This window comes from Microcoleus sp. CAWBG58 (genome assembly GCF_020883045.1).
Taxonomy (GTDB): domain Bacteria; phylum Cyanobacteriota; class Cyanobacteriia; order Cyanobacteriales; family Microcoleaceae; genus Microcoleus.
The window spans coordinates 41301-59641 of sequence record NZ_JAHRFA010000005.1 but is presented as its reverse complement, the minus strand read 5'-3'; the positions used below and the strand labels follow the sequence as shown (position 1 = coordinate 59641).

General features: G+C 43.0%; 13 protein-coding genes. 6 read left to right on the top strand and 7 right to left on the bottom strand.

Features of this window, described 5'->3' with window-relative positions; all coding sequences use genetic code 11:
- Positions 1–383 precede the first annotated feature (383 nt).
- The 3 genes from QZ918_RS03030 to QZ918_RS03020 all read left to right on the top strand — a co-directional run bounded on the left by QZ918_RS03030 (position 384) and on the right by QZ918_RS03020 (position 5112).
- Positions 384–1799, top strand: a complete 1416-nt coding sequence (locus QZ918_RS03030; protein ID WP_293330887.1) for an MBOAT family O-acyltransferase — start codon at positions 384–386, stop codon at positions 1797–1799.
- 195 nt (positions 1800–1994) lie between these two features.
- Positions 1995–2969 carry an SGNH/GDSL hydrolase family protein gene (locus tag QZ918_RS03025; protein WP_293330884.1) on the top strand — a complete coding sequence of 325 codons (975 nt, stop codon included), beginning with the start codon at positions 1995–1997 and terminating at the stop codon, positions 2967–2969.
- Between the two features lie 370 nt (positions 2970–3339).
- On the top strand, positions 3340–5112 hold the full coding sequence (locus tag QZ918_RS03020) for a hypothetical protein (RefSeq protein ID WP_293330881.1): 1773 nt from the start codon (positions 3340–3342) through the stop codon (positions 5110–5112).
- A gap of 414 nt (positions 5113–5526) precedes the next feature.
- On the opposite strand, the gene gloA is transcribed toward QZ918_RS03020, so the two are convergent.
- From gloA to QZ918_RS03000, 4 genes are all read right to left on the bottom strand, one after another.
- A complete protein-coding gene (gene gloA, locus QZ918_RS03015) occupies positions 5527–5955 on the bottom strand; it encodes a lactoylglutathione lyase (RefSeq protein ID WP_293330878.1) in 429 nt (142 codons plus the stop codon).
- A gap of 253 nt (positions 5956–6208) precedes the next feature.
- Positions 6209–6472, bottom strand: a complete 264-nt coding sequence (locus tag QZ918_RS03010; protein ID WP_293155331.1) for a hypothetical protein — start codon at positions 6470–6472, stop codon at positions 6209–6211.
- A 19-nt stretch (positions 6473–6491) separates the two neighbouring features.
- Complete coding sequence (locus tag QZ918_RS03005) at positions 6492–8741, bottom strand: heavy metal translocating P-type ATPase (protein ID WP_293330875.1); 2250 nt, start codon at positions 8739–8741, stop codon at positions 6492–6494.
- Positions 8742–9030: 289 nt separating this feature from the next.
- The gene (locus QZ918_RS03000) at positions 9031–9225 is read right to left on the bottom strand and encodes a heavy-metal-associated domain-containing protein (RefSeq protein WP_293155325.1); all 195 of its coding nucleotides are present in this window, start codon (positions 9223–9225) and stop codon (positions 9031–9033) included.
- Between the two features lie 243 nt (positions 9226–9468).
- Here QZ918_RS03000 and QZ918_RS02995 point away from each other — a divergent pair, with 243 nt between their 5' ends.
- Both QZ918_RS02995 and QZ918_RS02990 read left to right on the top strand, forming a co-directional pair.
- On the top strand, positions 9469–10188 hold the full coding sequence (locus QZ918_RS02995) for a DUF305 domain-containing protein (protein ID WP_293330872.1): 720 nt from the start codon (positions 9469–9471) through the stop codon (positions 10186–10188).
- A gap of 184 nt (positions 10189–10372) precedes the next feature.
- On the top strand, positions 10373–10957 hold the full coding sequence (locus QZ918_RS02990) for a D-glycero-alpha-D-manno-heptose-1,7-bisphosphate 7-phosphatase (protein WP_293330869.1): 585 nt from the start codon (positions 10373–10375) through the stop codon (positions 10955–10957).
- 307 nt (positions 10958–11264) lie between these two features.
- Here the strand turns inward: QZ918_RS02990 and QZ918_RS02985 are convergent, their stop codons facing one another.
- Together QZ918_RS02985 and QZ918_RS02980 are read right to left on the bottom strand one after the other, a co-directional pair.
- Positions 11265–12482 carry a hybrid sensor histidine kinase/response regulator gene (locus QZ918_RS02985; protein ID WP_293155316.1) on the bottom strand — a complete coding sequence of 406 codons (1218 nt, stop codon included), beginning with the start codon at positions 12480–12482 and terminating at the stop codon, positions 11265–11267.
- 9 nt (positions 12483–12491) lie between these two features.
- The gene (locus tag QZ918_RS02980; RefSeq protein WP_293330866.1) at positions 12492–16196 is read right to left on the bottom strand and encodes a PAS domain S-box protein; all 3705 of its coding nucleotides are present in this window, start codon (positions 16194–16196) and stop codon (positions 12492–12494) included.
- Between the two features lie 322 nt (positions 16197–16518).
- Between QZ918_RS02980 and QZ918_RS02975 the strand changes: the two genes are divergently transcribed.
- A complete protein-coding gene (locus tag QZ918_RS02975) occupies positions 16519–16680 on the top strand; it encodes a hypothetical protein (RefSeq protein ID WP_293330863.1) in 162 nt (53 codons plus the stop codon).
- Here the strand turns inward: QZ918_RS02975 and QZ918_RS02970 are convergent.
- Complete coding sequence (locus QZ918_RS02970) at positions 16647–17936, bottom strand: aminopeptidase P N-terminal domain-containing protein (RefSeq protein WP_293330860.1); 1290 nt, start codon at positions 17934–17936, stop codon at positions 16647–16649. The two genes, QZ918_RS02975 and QZ918_RS02970, sit on opposite strands and share 34 nt — an antisense overlap.
- Positions 17937–18341: the final 405 nt, after the last annotated feature.

Genomic DNA, 18341 nt, shown 5'->3' with positions numbered 1-18341 from the left:
CCTTAAAGCCCAAGGTCAATTTGTATAAAATTGTCTTGCTAATTTCCAGATTATGTCTTCGTTCGTAGTGAGGACTTTAGTCCGCATCAATTTCTGCGGACTAAAGTCCTCACTACAAACCTCTTTATTGATGTACTAAAATTTTTACTTTATTGACATCTATGCTATTTCCTACTTACCAATTTTTAGTATTTTTCCTAATTATTTTTAGCGCCATCCTCTCCTTAAAGCCCAAGGTCAATTTGTATAAAATTGTCTTGCTAATTTCCAGATTATGTCTTCGTTCGTAGTGAGGACTTTAGTCCGCATCAATTTCTGCGGACTAAAGTCCTCACTACAAACCTCTTTATTGATGTACTAAAATTTTTACTTTATTGACATCTATGCTATTTCCTACTTACCAATTTTTAGTATTTTTCCTAATTATTTTTAGCGCCATCCTCTCCTTAAAGCCCAAGGTCAATTTGTATAAAATTGTCTTGCTAATTTCCAGTTTATTATTTTATTCTTTCTGGAGCTTAGACTTTCTCGGACTCCTGATGTTAAGTACAGTCTACAATTATATCATTCTCCGAGCAGTCGATCGCAGCAAACAGCCAAAACTTGCCTTTATCTTCGGCATAGTTGTCAACATTGTCAATCTCGGCATTTTCAAATATTGCAACTTCTTTGTAACCTCATTATTTGAGATACTAAACCAGCTCAAAATTCCCGCCAATTTTCAAATATTACAAATAATCGCCCCCGTTGGCATATCATTCTACACATTTAGAATAATTTCTCATTTAATCGACTGCTACCAACAAAAAATTCCCTGTCCTAAATTTATAGACTACGCCACCTACATTACCTACTTTCCCCAAATTGCCTCCGGCCCAATCTCCCGCCCTCACGAATTTTATACGCAGCTAAATTCACCAAATAAATATGACTATAAAATCGAAGAAGTTATCGTTTTGATTTTGTCGGGACTCTTTAAAAAATATACTTTAGCGAGCTTTTTGTTTAATTTCACTCAACTACCATTCAAAGTCCCCCAGCAGTACAGCAGCATAGATTTAATCCTGGCGGCAATTTCCTATTCTTGTTTGATTTACGTAGATTTCAGCGGCTACTCAGATTTAGCTAACGGTATCTCTTGCTTGCTGGGTTTCAAACCGATCGCCAATTTCAATATGCCATACCGATCGCTCAGCTTGCAAGAATTTTGGAAAAGGTGGCACATCAGTCTTTCCGAGTGGTTGAGGGATTACCTTTACTTTCCCTTAGGTGGTAATAAATACGGCAAATTGCGGAAGTACGTAAATTTACTGATAACAATGGCGATCGGCGGATTTTGGCACGGTGCAGGATTAAACTTTATTTTCTGGGGAGCAATCCACGGTTTAGGACTGATTGTCAACCATCTATCTAAAGATATTCCCCAAGCTATCCATTTCAAATTAGACTATGCCTTTCCGAGATTTGCCAAATTTTGCAATTGGTTGTTAACCTTTACCTTTGTTACCTGTAGCTGGGTATTTTTCGGCACGCCCAACTGGGAAACTGCAATGAGGTTTTTCCAAGGGATTTTTCGTTTTTCCGCTGCAACTGTTCAATTCAACTTTTGGCAATTGTATCTAGTAATTGCAGTCATTGGCGCAATCAACCTGTGGGGCGATCGCATTTCGCAAGTATTGCAAACAATATTGTCATTAAAAAACCTATTCTTTCGGGTTGTCTTAGTTTCCCTGCTCGTGTATGCTATCTTAATGTTAGGCCCCAGTACCGTCCCGCCTTTTATTTACTTTAACTTCTAACAAACAAGTATAGCCTTTCGAGTTCTCACTCATGGGAATAGGGAATAGGGAATAGGGAATAGGGAATAGGGCATACCTGGCTTTTTTGAGAACTGCTATATATAAAGCACAAAAAAGACTTTTTTTATCTTATTACGTTCTTTCTCCTTCCTTTATGATGACAAATAACAAATAACAAATAACAAATAACTTCTTATGAAAGACCGAGAAATTTTGTTGATAGTTACCTCTGTAATTCTCACCTTAATATTTTCCAACTTATCCTTATTTCTGAAAAGCTTTTCTTCAACTCCTTTAGCCAGTACCGAAATCAAACAAGCAGCGCGCCAGATCGAAATAGACGGTTTCAGGAAATCCGAACAAGATTTTTGGAGCAAAATCAAAGATATTAACTTCGATAGCATTTCCAAGAAGCCCGACAAAACTCCGGTCAAAACCGCAACAAAATCGGCAGTCATCCTCCCAAAGCCTGCCAAGAAACCCACTCCATCCAAACCAAAACTAACCGTAGCTTATCGCAAATTTTTATTTATTGGAGATTCCGTAATGTTCGATTTAGGAACTCAACTCCAGTACACTCTTAAAGAAAAATACAATATCTCAAATACCAAAATCGACTACAAAGTATCGAGCGGATTAAATCGGATAGATTATTATGACTGGTACGCTAGAACCAGTCAAATCATCCAGGATTACGGGCCAGACGTAGTAATAATTTTGTTCGGAGGCAATGACACTCAAGATATCACCGATAACCAAGGAAAATATCGGGCTATTCTAACCCCAGAATGGCAAAAAGCTTATCAAGCAAGAGTAGATAAATATGCCAAATTACTTGGCTCTTCCACCGTAAAAAAAGTGTATTGGGTAGGTCAATCGATATCTAACAAATCTTCGTATCTCAAAGCTTTTCCCATTATGAACAACATTTATAAAAATGCTAGCAAGTCTTCATCAAAAATAGAATTTATTTCTACTTGGGATGTTTTTGCTGAAGCAGGGAATTTTGTCCCCGTAGTTGCTGACAAATCCGGCAAGCGAGGTTATGTAAAAGTTAATGATGGTCTGCACTTTACCTCCCACGGAGCTCAAATTATCAGCGATGTAATCGTTGACAAAATGGCGAAAGACAAAATTTTAAAACTCCCGAAAAAGAAAGCAGCATCCTAGGTTGATTCGAGTCAAAAAAAATAGCCTGCAAATTAGACATTTTATCGGATTTGTGTAAAATTATATACCTAGTCGCCGACAGATATTTGCGTTGCTCAACTCGGTTGCTATAGAAAATATCGGTTTTATAGCGATCCTAAATCATTTGTGTAATTATTGTAGGGGCTCTTACCCCTCGTGAAGAACCGGATAGATAGGGGGTAGGCACGGGGGCGCTACCCCTACAAATTTATCTGAATCATTTAGGATTGCTATATTAACTAACCATACCGTTCGGGACTAATATTGACAAAAAGCAGCAGTAGATGTAGAGTTGCATTCAGCATCGGACAACGACGTTAAGATCTAGCAATTGTCATGGCGACAAATTATGACAAGCAATCTCTGGAAACTCGATCGCACTAGCATCCCTGAGTCAATGGAGTGCAGCGACACAGCGCTCATCTTCAGTCTCACCAAATATACTCAACCTTGGGAAAGAATAAACACCGTTGAAGGCATCTTGCAACAATGCGGAATCGCTCCTTTTGCTGAAGTTCTGGACGTACCCAAAAGCGGAATATTAGGGCAAGATATACCAGAATCCGCTAGAAAACCGCATCCAAATTTGCTGTTTCGGGCTTTGGCAATTCAAGCATTGGGCAAGGTGCGAGAGGGTATTATATCAAGTGAGGAACCTGTATCAAGTGATTTTAGCGAAAATAAGCTAGCGGTGTTGGAACAGGAAGCGCTAGGGGGAGCGACTCCTTTAATTCGGTGGTGTGCTGCTGTTAGCATTCAGTCAATTTTGTTGGATGAATGGCAAGCACAAGGTAAGGAATCTGCTGGCCATGTCACAATTAATGCAGCAGAAATTCAGCAGCGGATTGTAGAAGAACAAATTAAACTGTTAGCCAGCAATAAATTTGCTTTGAACGACAACAGCAGAATGGACAGCGGTAAGGAATACGAGAATTGTCTCGATTTTTGGGTATACGGCCCTAGCTGGCTGCTGCTGGGTGTGTTAATGGATTGCGAGGAATATCTGTTTTGGGTCGATCGCGTATTTCCTGCGATCGCAATTACGGATAATGGGTACAAATTTCATGCCGAAAAGGATGCAGCCATCACAAACTTTTTGGATCTGGCGAAAAATAATTTTAAGGAATGGGAATTTTCCCAAATAGTTGCCAAAGTTTTTGAGTTCCTGCACCACCCAGAGGCGGCGATCAAAAATCGAGCGGCAATTATTTTAGAACCTTACCAAGATCGGCTAGACCGAAAATCGGCGCAAATTATGACAGCGCTGCTATATAAATTTCATGTAGAACATCAGTCTTTAGAATCTCTGACCATTCCCGAAATTGAGGAGTGCAAAGCCTCACTATATCTAGGTAAAAAGGAAATTGACGGCGTGTATTCTGATGCTGTGTCGCTGTGCGGCGATGATGTCGCAATGGCAAATTTCTTGTCAGAGAAACAGAGGGAATACCAAAATACTGTAGACGAGCATATTAACAATTTGAGCAAGTTAGTTAAGTCGATTCTAGATTGTCAGAGCTTGTTAGATGCGAATAGGGAACTTTTGTATTTGACAGTAGAGCGGCTGCAAGAATGGGATCAGACCCTTGGCAATAAACTGGCTGGGCACCGCAACAAACTCCAAAACGTGAGTGTTGACAAAAGCACATCCGAGCAGTGCATAAACCTCGACAACGATTTGAATTTAATCAGAGATTCTTTGCAGTCTACTTTGTATGAAGTCACATCAAAAATTAACAGCAAAATTAGAGATTTAGAACTTTCGGCGTCCAAAAATAACAAGACTGCAACACAGATGTTTAAGTGGACGTGGCTATTGTTAGGAGTGTGGTTTTCAATAGGGCTAGTTTTGTATTTATCCGATGCAGTGATTAACTCGATATTGACCGTCAACTACTACCAAAGTGAATTTCTAGTCTATTGGACTATGTTTTTTATTGTGATGGTGGTATTTTTGTTAGTATTAGCTATATTCTTTGCGACGCTCGCTGCCTTAGACAAGCGCCGAGAATCTAAATTAATTCCTAAATTTGATAGTTTAAGCCAAATAGGGAACAGTTTTTCTATTTTGTGGCAAAAGAGTTACTTGCAGCAATTTGTACCGTCAGTGCGATCGAATTAAAAGTGTGGAAAACCCCTTAGCATTCTGTCAGTAGCAGAGCAGTTTTATTGTCGTCAGACAAAAGAGGTACGTAGTTGCGCTTCAGCGCTCTTGGGTACGTAGTTGCGCTTCAGCGCTCTTGGGTACGTAGTTGCGCTTCAGCGCTCTTCCCTAATAGGATATGATAAAGAGCACTATTTGTGCAACGACAAATTATGTACGTAGTTGCGCTGTCTTCGCTCTTCCCTAATCTTATAAAGCAATACCGTTTACTTAAGACCGCCCTGGGGGTAAACCGCTATGAAAAATAGATACGGAGATTGCTTCGTTCCTCTCTTCGGACATCTTAAGTAAACCGTATTGTCTTATAAAGAGCGCTGAAGCGCAACAACATACCTTTGCCGGGACGTTGCTCTTAGCATCGTCCTACTACGACTAAGATGCTGCTTCCGCAGTTAGTTTCTGACTGCTACTACCTTGATTTTTCAGTTGAATTAATTCAATTTTATATCCATCTGGATCTTGGACAAAAGCAATGACTGTTGAACCGTGCTTCATCGGGCCGGGTTCGCGAACAACTTTGCCGCCGCGGGCTTTAATTGCTTCGCAAGTACCGTAAATGTCGTCAACGCCGATCGCAATATGACCGTAAGCATCACCCAAATTGTACTCTGCGACGCCCCAATTGTAGGTTAATTCCAAAACTGTAGTGTCGGATTCGTCGCCGTAGCCCACAAAAGCCAGAGTAAATTTACCGTCTGGATAGTCCTTTTGTCGCAGCAATCTCATCCCCAGAACCTCAGTGTAAAATGTGAGGGACTCTTCCAGGTTTCCGACTCGGAGCATCGTGTGTAGTAGTTGCATTTAGCTCACTCCAAATTTTTTAAGCTTTTTTAATTTTACCGAGATCTTGGTGGAAAAAACCGCGACGGGAAAATTTACTTGATTTTAGGCTCGATACGCTTGGGTTAAAACTGTTTATGCCCCGGAGATCCCCTAAATCCCCCTTAAGAAGGGGGACTTTGACAATTCTCTTATTCCCCCCGGAGATCCCCTAAATCCTCCTTAAGAAGGGGGACTTTGACAATTCTCTTGTCCCCCCCTTTTTTAAGGGGGGCTAGGGGGGATCTGCCTTAACTGAAGCAGATTGCGTTTTAGCTTGATTTTTACTCAACAAAAACCACCACAATTCTAAACCAATTAAGCTCAATCCGCCTGCTGTTATGCCAATTTTTAAACTTAGCGGTTGTTCTATTTTCAAAAATTTAGCAGTTGATTTTGCCGGATGATTTGATATTTGATTGGCTCGAACTCCCGATGCAAGTCCGAGCACAATTCCTAAACCTGCGAGACTTCCTAAAACTTGACGCTGGCTAAACATTTATCAAATTCCTCCTAAATTATGCAATAACTTTGACTTTAAAATTCCGCAACCGCAAAGCATTAGTCACTACCGAAAGCGAACTAAAAGCCATTGCTGCACCAGCGATAATCGGATTGAGCAACCAGCCAAAAATCGGGTATAAAATGCCCGCTGCGATCGGGATGCCTGCGATGTTGTAAATAAAGGCAAAAAACAGATTTTCGCGGATGTTCCGCATGGTGGCGCGGGAAAGTTGAATTGCTGTAACTATGCCTTGCAAATCGCCGGAAATTAAGGTAATGTCGCTGGCTGCGATCGCCACATCAGTGCCGGTACCGATCGCAATTCCGACATCCGAAGCGGCCAAAGCAGGAGCATCGTTAATCCCGTCTCCCACCATCGCTACAATTTTGCCTTCTCCTTGCAGCGCTTGGATTTGAGCGGCTTTTTGGTGGGGTCTAACTTCGGCAAAAATCCGAGTAATTCCTACCGATTGGGCGATCGACTCCGCAGTCGCGCGGTTATCCCCAGTCAGCATCGCCACCTCTAAACCGAGTTTTTGCAGCGCTTTTACCGCCCGCGCTGACGAAGGTTTCAGAGCATCGGCAATGGCCATAATCGCCTCAATTTTGCCCTCTACAGCCATCCAAACCACCGTTTTGCTCGCAGCTTCAAAAGCTCGCGCGCGCAGCTCCAGATATTCAGTATCGCAGCCTAGCTCCTGCATCCACCTGAAGCTTCCCAGGGCGATCGACTTTCCCCCCGAAACCCCTCGCACGCCGCTCCCCGCCACAGCCTCAAAATCCTGAATATCTGTCAACTTCACCTCTTGAGATTGAGCGTATCTCACCACAGCTTCCCCTACAGGATGCTCCGAATTTCGCTCTACAGACGCCGCCAATTGCAGCAACTTTAACTCATTGCTCTGGGCGGTTCCTTTAATTGTCACAAAATCAGTAACAGTCGGCTTGCCTTCCGTAAGCGTTCCCGTTTTATCTAATACAATAATTTGAATTTTGTGAGCCAATTCTAAACTATCGGCTCCTTTAATTAAAATCCCATTTTCTGCACCTTTACCCGTGCCAACCATCACAGCAGTAGGAGTCGCCAAACCCAAAGCACAGGGACAGGCAATAATCAACACTTCCACCATTGTCACCGTCGCCAAAGTGAAATTACCCATCGCGTTAAACCAAATAATAAAAGTAGCTAAAGCGATGGCAATGACTGCGGGAACAAACCAACCAGTTACTTGGTCTGCTAACTTTTGAATCGGTGCTTTTGAAGCTTGGGCATCCTGCACCATCTTAACAATTTGAGCTAAAAATGTATCTTTGCCAACTCTGGTAGCGCGAAACCGAAAGCTGCCTGTTTTGTTAATTGTCGCTCCAATAACTTCATCGCCAAGTTGCTTTTTGACAGGCAAACTTTCCCCCGTAACCATTGCTTCGTCTACCGTCGAAGCACCTTCAATTACCTCTCCATCTACGGGGATTTGCTCGCCCGGACGCACCTGCACAATGTCGCCAATTGCCACTTCGGCGATGGGTACTTCTAACTCTTCCCCCTTGCGAATAATTCGAGCAGTTTTTGCTTGCAAACCCATGAGTTTGCGAATCGCTTCCGAAGTCTCTCCCTTCGCTCTATTTTCGAGGTTTTTCCCCAACAAAATTAACGCGATCACGCTGGCCGCAACTTCGTAGTAAACGCTAGGAGTCAAACCTTGGGCGGTAAATAAACCGGGCAAAAATGTCACAAATACCGAATAAAAGTAAGCAGCACTTGTCCCCAAAGCAATCAGGGTATCCATTGTGGCGACGCGCCGTTTTAACGATTTCCAAGCCCCCACATAAAACGATTTACCGCACCAAAACTGTACTGGTGATGTCAGCACTAATTGCAGCCAAAAATTGTGCAGCCATCCGGGAATGAATGGCAGGTGCCAGCCTGTCATAGTTGGAATGCCGCCCAAAACCAGTATAATGCTGATGCTGCCTGCGATCCAGAGTTTTCGCTGCAAGTTTTGAGATGCGGATTTGCGATCGGCTTTTTCTGCATCATCCTCTGCCATTTCTTGCAGCGGTAAAGCTTCATATCCCGCCGCACCAACAGCTTCTTGAATGATTGCTAAGTTGGTTTCCTTCGAGTCATATTGGATGGTTGCTTGTTCCATGCCAAAATTGACGCTGCACCCAATTACGCCGGGGACAGATTTAATTGCTTGTTCGATAGAGGAAGCACAAGCAGCACAACTCATGCCCCGCAATTTAAGTGTGAGATTGTCCATAAATGCCCTCCTAGATTAGAAAATTACTTCCCGGCTTCAAATGACTAGAAAAAAATGGATATAAGCCCAGGAATTCTGTCGTGGACAGTCAAAAGAATTTGACTCTTGTTCAGTCTCCTAGATTCATCTGTGGAGTAATATTATGTCCTGTAAATTACCATAATAAAAACGGTTTGTAGTGAGGACTTCAGTCCTCATAATTCAGAGGACTGAAGTCCTCACTACAAACAAATCTTATCATGGTCGTTCTCTGCGGACATGATATAAATCTAAAATCTAAAATCTAAAATCAACTTGCTGGATAGCCAGCAGATGCGATCGCTTTTCTAACATCACTTTCCGGCTTAGCCGTTTGAATCGCGACCATTTTTGTCTTGAGATCCGCCTCAACAGCAGCGGCTGAGTCAATAGCTTGGACTGCTTTTGTGATTGTATTCACACAAGCCGAACAAGCCATTTTGGGGACTTTTAGCTCTAAAGTCATAATTGCAACCTCAGCAGAAACTACTCTGCTTCATAGATGAATTAACTCCATTATAAAGTCTCCAGCTAGCAGGAGAGTCAATGGAAAATCCCAAATTAATTATTAAGTTTTACTAAAACTCATGCTTTATCTAATTGATGGCACGGCAAGATTTTTTTACAACTTAGACTCAAGAATTTCATGCTAATTTCATTTATATGTGAGAGACTGAATAAACGTGGCAGTTTTAAGGATATAAAATCTATGAAACCAATTTCATTAAAAACAGGCTTGGCAGTGCTAATCTTGACCGCCACAGCCACCGCAACCAGCGGAATTCTAGCAGCTTGTTCAAAATCTCCTACCAGCCCAACTCAAGCCCCAAATGTTACCGCAACAACCCAAGCGAACAACAAGCAAGACGCGGCACAAAGTGGCGGCATGGGTGGTATGAATCATGGCATGAATCACAATATGTCAATGGATTTAGGCCCGGCTGATGCCGACTACGATTTGCGATTTATTGATGGCATGACAGTACACCATCAAGGTGCTGTAAACATGGCGAAAGAGGTGCTCAACAAGTCGAAGCGCCCGGAAATGAAAAAACTAGCTAATAACATTATTGCCGCTCAAAACCGCGAAATCAATCAAATGAAAGAGTGGCGAAAAACTTGGTATGCTAAAGCCGACAGTACGCCAATGGCTTATCACGCTCAAATGAATCACATGATGCCAATGACTCCCGAACAAATGCAAGCCATGATGATGAGCATGGATTTAGGAGCGGCTGATGCTGAATTTGACCTCCGATTTCTGAATGCGATGATTCCCCATCACGAAGGAGCTTTAGTGATGGCTGAAGATGCGTTGCAGAAGTCGAAACGGCCGGAAATGAAGAAATTATCTCAAGAGATTCTGACTTCGCAAAAGCAAGAGATTGAGGAAATGAAACAGTGGCGCCAAGCTTGGTACAAAAAGTAGTGATGGTGCGGATAAATTAATGGCAATATCTGTAGATACAGTCTTGATTTTTCAGGGTAGCTAGAGTATAATTTTGGTCGCAGGGCTTTGGGGATTTTAGAAATTCCAAAAGCCTTCATCCCCAATTATTTGAGCGCTACTCCTTGACAGTTCCAGACAGTATCTACAATCCGATCGCAATTCTATGAAACGAGCAGTATTTCTCGACCGCGATGGCGTTCTCAATATCGAAGCTGGCTACATTCACAAACTAGAAGATTTGCATTTAATTCCCGGCATAGCTGAAGCTGTACGTCGTTTAAATGACCGACAAATATTTTGCTGTTTGGTTTCCAATCAATCGGGGCCGGCGAGGGGTTATTATCCTGTGGCCCACGTTGAAGCTTTGCACAAACGCCTGTGTTTGTTATTAGAAACCGCAGCGGGAGCCCGGTTAGATGCTCTTTATTATTGTCCTTATTTGAGCGCAGCGGAAGGCGGAACAAATCCAGAATTTACCCGGTATACGACTTGGCGAAAACCGAATACGGGGATGTTGGTAGCGGCGGCTTGGGAACACGATTTGGATTTGGCGAATAGTTTTATGGTGGGGGATAAAGCGACGGATGTTGATATGGCTCACAATGCCGGTTGTACGGGTATTTTGGTGCAGACTGGTTACGGGGAAAGTGTGTTGAGTGGGGAGTATCAGCACCATACTAAACCTGATTTTATTGCTGCAAATTTAGCTGCGGGGGTTGAGTGGATTTTGCAAAATTTTGATGATTAATATGATGATTAATATCATCTCCGGTGGATTACGATTGACAGTTGACAGTAGACAGTTGACAGTAGAAAGCTAAGCGTCAGGTGCGTCAGCGGGGATGGAATGAGCAACCCGCTGCCAAAACCTTCAGCCCTCTAACGCACTCTATAATTTGTATGAATTCAATCTAAGATTCATGAAATATAGCGGTTATCGAAAAAGTGAGGTATGCCCTATGCCCTATGCCCTATGCCCTATGCCCTATGCCCTATGCCCTATGTCCTATGCCCTATGCCTTATTTACCTCATCTTTTTGAGAAAGGCTATAAGTCTAGGGCATTTTGCAGGAAAGAGCTACGTAAGGAAGGGCGACTGTAAAGGTAGTACCAACCCCGATTTTGCTTTCGCAGGCGATCGCACCTCCTTGCAAATCCACAGCTTTTTTAACAATCGTCAATCCCAAACCGTTACCTTTAATCTTTCCACTATTCTTGCAACGGTAAAACATTTCAAATATTTTCCCTACTTCGGTTTCTGGGATGCCCATACCTTCGTCTCGGATGCGAATAATTAGTAAAGGAGAGTTAATATTTTTAAATGGGGAATTGGCAAACAAAGACTGAGTAGACAAGCAGAAAATAGCTTCTTTGTCTCCCTCGCCTGGTTGACGGCATTCCAATTCTAAGGTTATTTGCCCGCCGTCGGGAGAATATTTTATGGCGTTGACGATTAAGTTAGAAATAATGCCGTGCAGCAATTGTTGATCTAACATCGCGCTGGTAACGGCAGACGGGCTGAATCTTAGTTTGTGTTTGGCTTCATTTCCTAACTGCAATTGATCCAGCAAATCTTGACAAAATTCGAGTAAATTTATCGGTAATGGATTGCATTTGAGTCTCCCTGCTTCTGCTCGGCCCATGAACAGCATATCCTCGATTAGCTGGTTCATCTTTTGGGTAGCTGAGTGCACTAGGCGCAGGGTTTTGACTTGAGATTCGTCACTGCTGCGAGTGCGATCGAGCTCTAGGAGCTCGGCAGAGATTAAAATCGTGTTCAGCGGGTTGCGCAATTCGTGGGCAGCCATTGATATATACTGGTTTTGGCGGTGCGCTTTTTCTTCCACCGACTCTCTGGCTGCTTCCGAAGCTTTGAGAGCTGCTCGCATTTTGGTTTCGATTTCGTGCCTGTGGAGCGCAATCTCGATCGCCACCCGCAAATCATTTTGTTGAAATGGTTTGATAATGTAACCGAATGGGTCTGTAATTTTCGCTCTTTGCATCGTTTTATCGTCGGCATAAGCTGTTAAAAATACTGTCGGTATATCTATCTTATTTCTAATTTTTTCGGCGGCTGTCACGCCGTCCATCTCACCTTTAAGCACGATATCCATCAGCACTAAATCTGGCGGACTTTCGTCTACTTTTTCTAGAGCTTCTTCTCCTGAAGCAACAATAGCTGTTACTGCATAACCCAGCTTTTTTAATCTGCCTGCTATGTCCTGAGCTACAATTATTTCATCTTCTACTACCAATATTTTTATAGGATTCATATTTTTTTCTTAAATGCGACGCCGATAATTTAACTCAAGGAAAGTAATATGGTAACAAGTTCCGCACTCAGTGTCAATAACCAGATTTCCTTCTAATTGCTGAGTTAACATCCGCACTAATCGCAATCCTAATGTTTCGCTACTTTCCACATCAAAGTCCGCCGGAAATCCGCTGCCGTTGTCTTGAATACTTAAATGAAATTCAGGAAATTTACTTCCATTAAAATTAATAGTAATTTCTCCCGATAAACTTTGATTGAAAGCATACTTTAAGGAGTTTGAAACCAGTTCATTGATAATTAAACCGCAAGGAATTGCTGTTTCTATATTTAAATGTATGGGATCGACATTGAGATTGAATTTGATAGAATTTTTACCACAACCAAAAGATTGATACAAATTAGCAATCAAGTTTTCAACGTAAGGGGGGAGGTGGATTCGATCGATATTTTCCGATTGATAAAGTTGCTCGTGAATCAGAGCCATTGAATGGATGCGGGTTTGGCTTTCTTCAAATAAAGCAAGCGTCGGTTCGTCTTCAATGTATTGAGCTTGAAGTTGCAGCAGGCTGGAAACTACCTGCATATTATTTTTGACTCGGTGGTGAATTTCTTTGAGCAATACTTCTTTTTCGCGGAGTGCCGCTTGGATGCGGGCCTCGGTCAATTTGCGATCGCTAATATCTTCGCAAATACCCGCCAGCCGATAAATTTTGCCCGCTTCGTCATAAATGGGAAAAGCTCGATCGCACACCCAGCGAATTGTGCCGTCTGGCAGCAAAATCCGATATTCGATACTGGTGGACTCGCCCTGTAACACTCGCGGAATTCCCTCTTGTAGCAAATGTATATCCTCTGGATGCACCCACTCCATCCATTTTATCGGCTCGGCATACAATTCTTCGCGGCTGTGCCCCCAGATTTGCTCGTAAGCTGGGCTCAGATACAATAAATCGGTAAAGTCAGCAGCAACTAGCCAGAAGGAATCTTGGATATTTTCGGCAAGCTGGCGGAAGCGTTCTTCACTTTCACGGATCGCTTTTTCTGCCTGTTTGCGATCGCTAATATCTTCTGCAATCCCAACAATGCGGTAAATTTCACCACCTTGATTTCTAATCGGAAAAGCCCGATCGCGAATCCAGCGAATTTCGCCGTCCGGCCTGACAATGCGATACTCAATCTCGTCTTCAGCTAGAACTTGTTTAGTGAATGCAGCAATCACCCTAGCGCGATCTTCTGGATGGAGTGACTCTGCAAAAAAGCGCCCGCAAGCATACAAATCAGCACTGCTTCTCCCCCAAATTTTTTCGTAACCCGGACTGACATAAATAAATTCCTGGGGCTGAACGCCTACCATCCAAAACACGCTTTCAATATTTTCTGCTAGCTGTCGGAACCTTTCTTCGCTTTCCTTCAGTGCTGCTTCAGCTTGTTTGCGATCGCTAATATCTTCTATGACTGCTACATTATAAATTGCTCCGCTCAACGGTTCTTGCACGAGCGAAACAGTGATATTTACCCAAATTAAAGAAGCGTCTCGACGCACCAAGCGTTTTTCCATGTTGAAACAGTCAATTTCCCTGGCAAACAATCTGTGATTTTTTGCTAAGTCTGGATCTAGATCTTCACAGTAACTGACATCCATCCAAGTTCCGCACAGCAACTCTTCCGCAGTATATCCCAAAATATTACAGAACTTTTGGTTGACTCGCAAATAGCGGCCATTTTTATCGCAGTGAGTAATGCCGACTGCTGCTTGTTCGACGGTTGCGCGAAAACGTTCTTCGCTATCTCTAAGGGCAGCTTCTGCTTTTTTGCGATCGCTAATATCGCGCTGCACGCCAAAATACCCGACAATTCTGCCCTGGGAATCGTCAATGCAAATATAATCGCCTTCGACCCACATTAGCTCACCATCAAACTTGCGATTGTCAGTTTCGATGTGAATTCTGCCAGCATCAAAAAATTGCCTGATAATTTCTCTGTCACTAGCCAAGTTGTGGAACAAGAAAGAGTTAAGCGTCACGCCAATAAACTCTTCCCTAGTAGCTCCGTATTGAGCGATCAAAGCATCATTTGCCTTCGTTACCCGCCCGTTAGAAAATACGTAATCCAAAACTTTTTCTTTGTCAGAGGTATCGCGCCAGTACACGGGTTCGTCCAGCATCACAAAGAAAAAACCATCTAAAGATTGCGAAAAAAACAATTCTAGCTGTTGCTGGCTTTCCCGCAAAAATTCTTCGGTACGCCAGCGATTGATAATTTCTTCCCGCAAGTGTTGGTTAGCTATTCTTAAATCTTCAGTACGCTTGTGATATTTTATTTCTAGCTCATTTTTCAGGCGTTGCAGCACGAATTCTGACTGTTTGTTTTCTGTAATATCTTGAGTAACTACCATGCCTGCAAAAATTTCTGCCTGGTCGTTTTTGACTGGAGAAACTGTTGTTGAATAAAATCGATCGCGATATTTATATTCAAAATTATTCTCTTCTCCTGCTAAAGCTGCGCGATATTTGGTCTCAAAAAATTCCAAATCTTCTGGCGGCGATATTTCCGACAAGGTTTTGCCTTCCACCAGTTCTTTGGACAAACCAACTACTGCCAAACCTTGACCGTCAACCAAAATATAGCGCAGATCGGGATCGAACAAAAATACCGATCCATTCGGATAATGCTTGATGAGAGTTCGGTACATTTCCTGGCTTTTTTCAAGAGATGCGATTAACTCAATTCGATCTAGGGCGACTCGCTTGTGTTCAGTAATATCTATAACAATACCGAGAGTTTGTTTCGGCGAACCGTCAGAGTTTCTCAAGAAAACAATATCTCTGCCCATAAACCAGCGCCATTCACCCCGAGCATTTCTCAGCCTGTACTCGCACTCAAATATTTCGCCGTCCTTAAGTGTTGATATTTTTGCTTGGATTTCCGGGATTTTCAGCAAATCATCGGGGTGCATAATTGTGGCAAAAAGTGCGTCTCCTAACTGTTGAACTTGTTCGGAGGAATAGCCGAGAATTTGGTTAACTTGGTTGTTGGTATAAATATTTCGATTTTCAGTAAGATCGTAAATGTAAGCAAGACCTGGAAGTGCTTCGGTTATACTGTGAATAAACTTTTGATTTTCTCGGAGAGCGGCATCTGCCTCAATTCGCTCGGTGATATCTTGGGCAACTCCGACTATTTGTTTTGGCCTGCCGTCAGGAGTGCGAGAAAAAATTGCGTGCCGATCGTGAAACCACCGCAATTCGCCGCTAGGTTGGACAATTCGGTACTCTGTTTCCAGAATTTCTCCATCTTTAGCTAGGGCTATTTCTGTTTCGACGTGAACTATAAGTTTCTCTATATCTTCAGCATAAACTAGCAAAGAAAAGGCATCGTTTCCCATTTCCTGAACTTGTGCCGCCGTGCGACCATAAAACTCGCCGATGTAGCGATTTCCATAGAGATTGCGGTTTTCTATGAGGTCGTAAATGTATAAAACACCGGGGGTAGTATCAGCTACCCTTTGCATAAATTCTTGATTTTGTCGCAAAGAATCTTCTGTTTGAGTTAACTCAACGATATCTCTTTTCAGTTGTGCTTCTAATTTGCGCCGCAATTCTATTTCTTCCTGCAAATTTTCTTCGAGTTGCCGAATTTTTGCTTTTTGCTCTGCTACTAGCGCTTCGCAGGTTGTGAGGGCGCGATCGATCTCTGTGGGCTCACTACACATAGTAAGTTATTAATTGGCAGTTGCGGACTAGAGTTGTGTCTAGCCTAACATTAGAAGGCTCCAGTCTTGACTGCAAACTAGCACGATTTCACACAAAATTTACAAATATATTAAGTTTTACCCAGAAAAGGCTATTTTATTTAAAAAATATCATGTCCGGTCGATTACCACAAGCAAAACGGTTCGTAGTGCGGACTTGAGTCCGCAGCTTAAGAGCGGACTCAAGTCCGCACTACAAACTGTTTGTAAAATTGACTGCCGCCAGACAAAAGATTTATTAACTTCTGCCTTGTTACCAGAAATAATTGGTTGAAAGCCTCGCTTGTTTGGCGTAGAAATTAAAAGAAGACGATTCATTACTCCCATCCTCGGAATTCCAGGTAGAGGTTGCCGTCAAGCTGTCAACTGTCAACTGTCAACTGTCAACTGTCAACTGAAACATAGCTGCCTTCATTTAGGAGCTCCGGCGGTCAAAACTTCATGACTGTCAATTGTCACCAAAACATCATCTTCAATTCTCACACCTATACCGCGCCATTTTTCAGGAACCTCCGGCTGTCCTTCAACGGGTTTAATATAAGGAGAAATATAAATCCCCGGTTCGACCGTCAGAACTTGTCCTGCTTGCAAAAGTTGCGGATTTTCGCCGTACTGATAAACACCGACATCGTGCACGTCCAATCCCAGCCAGTGACCAGTGCGGTGCATATAAAACGGCTTGTATTTCTCTTCTTTAATTATCTCTTCAATGTCGCCGACCAAAAGTTTTAAATCCATTAAACCTTCCACCAAAACGCGCACTGCGGTTTCGTGAATTTTGCTGTAAGGATTTCCGGGATATACTTGACTAATTGCCTGGGTTTGTGCTTGCAAAACTAAGTCGTAAATAGTCTGTTGTTCGGTGGTGAATTTGCCGCTGACGGGAAAGGTGCGAGTAATGTCGGCATTGTAGTAGCCGCAAGCACAACCGGCATCTATTAACAGCAAATCGTTTTCCTGCATTTGGCGGTTGTTTTCGATGTAGTGGAGGACGCAGGAATTGTAACCGGATGCAACAATTGAAGGGTAGGCGGGAGTGGCGCCGTTCCTGCCGAAAATATGTTCGATTTCTGCTTGAATTTCGTATTCGTACCTGCCTGGTTTGGCAAATTCTCGGGCGCGGTTGTGGGCGGTAACGGAGATATTAGCGGCTTTTCGCATTAAGGCTAATTCTGTTTCGCTTTTTACCAGCCGCATCGGGTGTAATATGATGTTGGAATCTTCGATCGCAGTGGGGCCTGTACCGCGTTTGGGGTAGGTTGCCATCAAGCTTTGCCAGTGCTTGAGGACTGTTTGGTCGAAATTGCGATCGCGCCCGAAGTGATAATATATGCGATCGGCTTTTTCTAAATATTTTGGTAGTTTTTCGGCAAGTTCGGCCATGGGAAATGCTTCATCGGCGCCGTACAACTCCTTAGCGCCTTCAACTCCAGCGCGATAACCGTGCCAAGTTTCTTTTTCCAAGTCTTTTGGCTGGACAAACAAAACAAATTTGTGTTCTTCGTGGTGCGGGGCCAAAACTGCTACCGCCGCAGCTTCGTTGAAACCAGTTAAATAGAAAAAATCGCTATCTTGTCGGTAGGCGTATTCAACATCGTTGTGCATGACGGCTGCGGGCGCGCTGCGAAATATTGCTGTCCCGCTGCCAATTTTTGCCATTAACTGTTCGCGTCTTTGCCGGTATTCGCTGGGGTTGGTCATTCGATTTTAGATTTTAGATTTGGGATCTTGGATTGCGGCCTAAGTATCGAGAGGGAGCAAAGCGTGCAAGCATTTATAGTGCTGTCCCCGCTCGCGAGCGGGGACAGCACTAAGTAGGTGAGCGCTAAAAAACACAACTAGATTAAGAAATGTAAATCGCTCAAAGGCTTATATTTAAAGCGTTTCTGCTGCTACTTTACATAAGTTTACGTAGTTTGGTTTGATTGTGCCTACCTACTTACAACAACAAATGCTTTTTGCAAAACTGAGTCTTCTATCTCGATCGACATTTTATATCGTGTCCGGTCGGTTGACCGCGATAATATCCGTTCGTTCGTAGTGCGGACTTCAGTCCGCAGCATATTGCGGACTGAAGTCCGCACTACGAACAGTTTTTTTGTTATA

What these genes read in the sequence shown, in the direction of transcription:
- QZ918_RS03030 (WP_293330887.1), top strand. Translation starts at nt 384, where the DNA reads ATGCTATTTCCTACTTACCAATTTTTAGTATTTTTCCTAATTATTTTT.
- QZ918_RS03025 (WP_293330884.1), top strand. Translation starts at nt 1,995, where the DNA reads ATGAAAGACCGAGAAATTTTGTTGATAGTTACCTCTGTAATTCTCACC.
- QZ918_RS03020 (WP_293330881.1), top strand. Translation starts at nt 3,340, where the DNA reads ATGACAAGCAATCTCTGGAAACTCGATCGCACTAGCATCCCTGAGTCA.
- gloA (WP_293330878.1), bottom strand. Translation starts at nt 5,955, where the DNA reads ATGCAACTACTACACACGATGCTCCGAGTCGGAAACCTGGAAGAGTCC.
- QZ918_RS03010 (WP_293155331.1), bottom strand. Translation starts at nt 6,472, where the DNA reads ATGTTTAGCCAGCGTCAAGTTTTAGGAAGTCTCGCAGGTTTAGGAATT.
- QZ918_RS03005 (WP_293330875.1), bottom strand. Translation starts at nt 8,741, where the DNA reads ATGGACAATCTCACACTTAAATTGCGGGGCATGAGTTGTGCTGCTTGT.
- QZ918_RS03000 (WP_293155325.1), bottom strand. Translation starts at nt 9,225, where the DNA reads ATGACTTTAGAGCTAAAAGTCCCCAAAATGGCTTGTTCGGCTTGTGTG.
- QZ918_RS02995 (WP_293330872.1), top strand. Translation starts at nt 9,469, where the DNA reads ATGAAACCAATTTCATTAAAAACAGGCTTGGCAGTGCTAATCTTGACC.
- QZ918_RS02990 (WP_293330869.1), top strand. Translation starts at nt 10,373, where the DNA reads ATGAAACGAGCAGTATTTCTCGACCGCGATGGCGTTCTCAATATCGAA.
- QZ918_RS02985 (WP_293155316.1), bottom strand. Translation starts at nt 12,482, where the DNA reads ATGAATCCTATAAAAATATTGGTAGTAGAAGATGAAATAATTGTAGCT.
- QZ918_RS02980 (WP_293330866.1), bottom strand. Translation starts at nt 16,196, where the DNA reads ATGTGTAGTGAGCCCACAGAGATCGATCGCGCCCTCACAACCTGCGAA.
- QZ918_RS02970 (WP_293330860.1), bottom strand. Translation starts at nt 17,936, where the DNA reads ATGACCAACCCCAGCGAATACCGGCAAAGACGCGAACAGTTAATGGCA.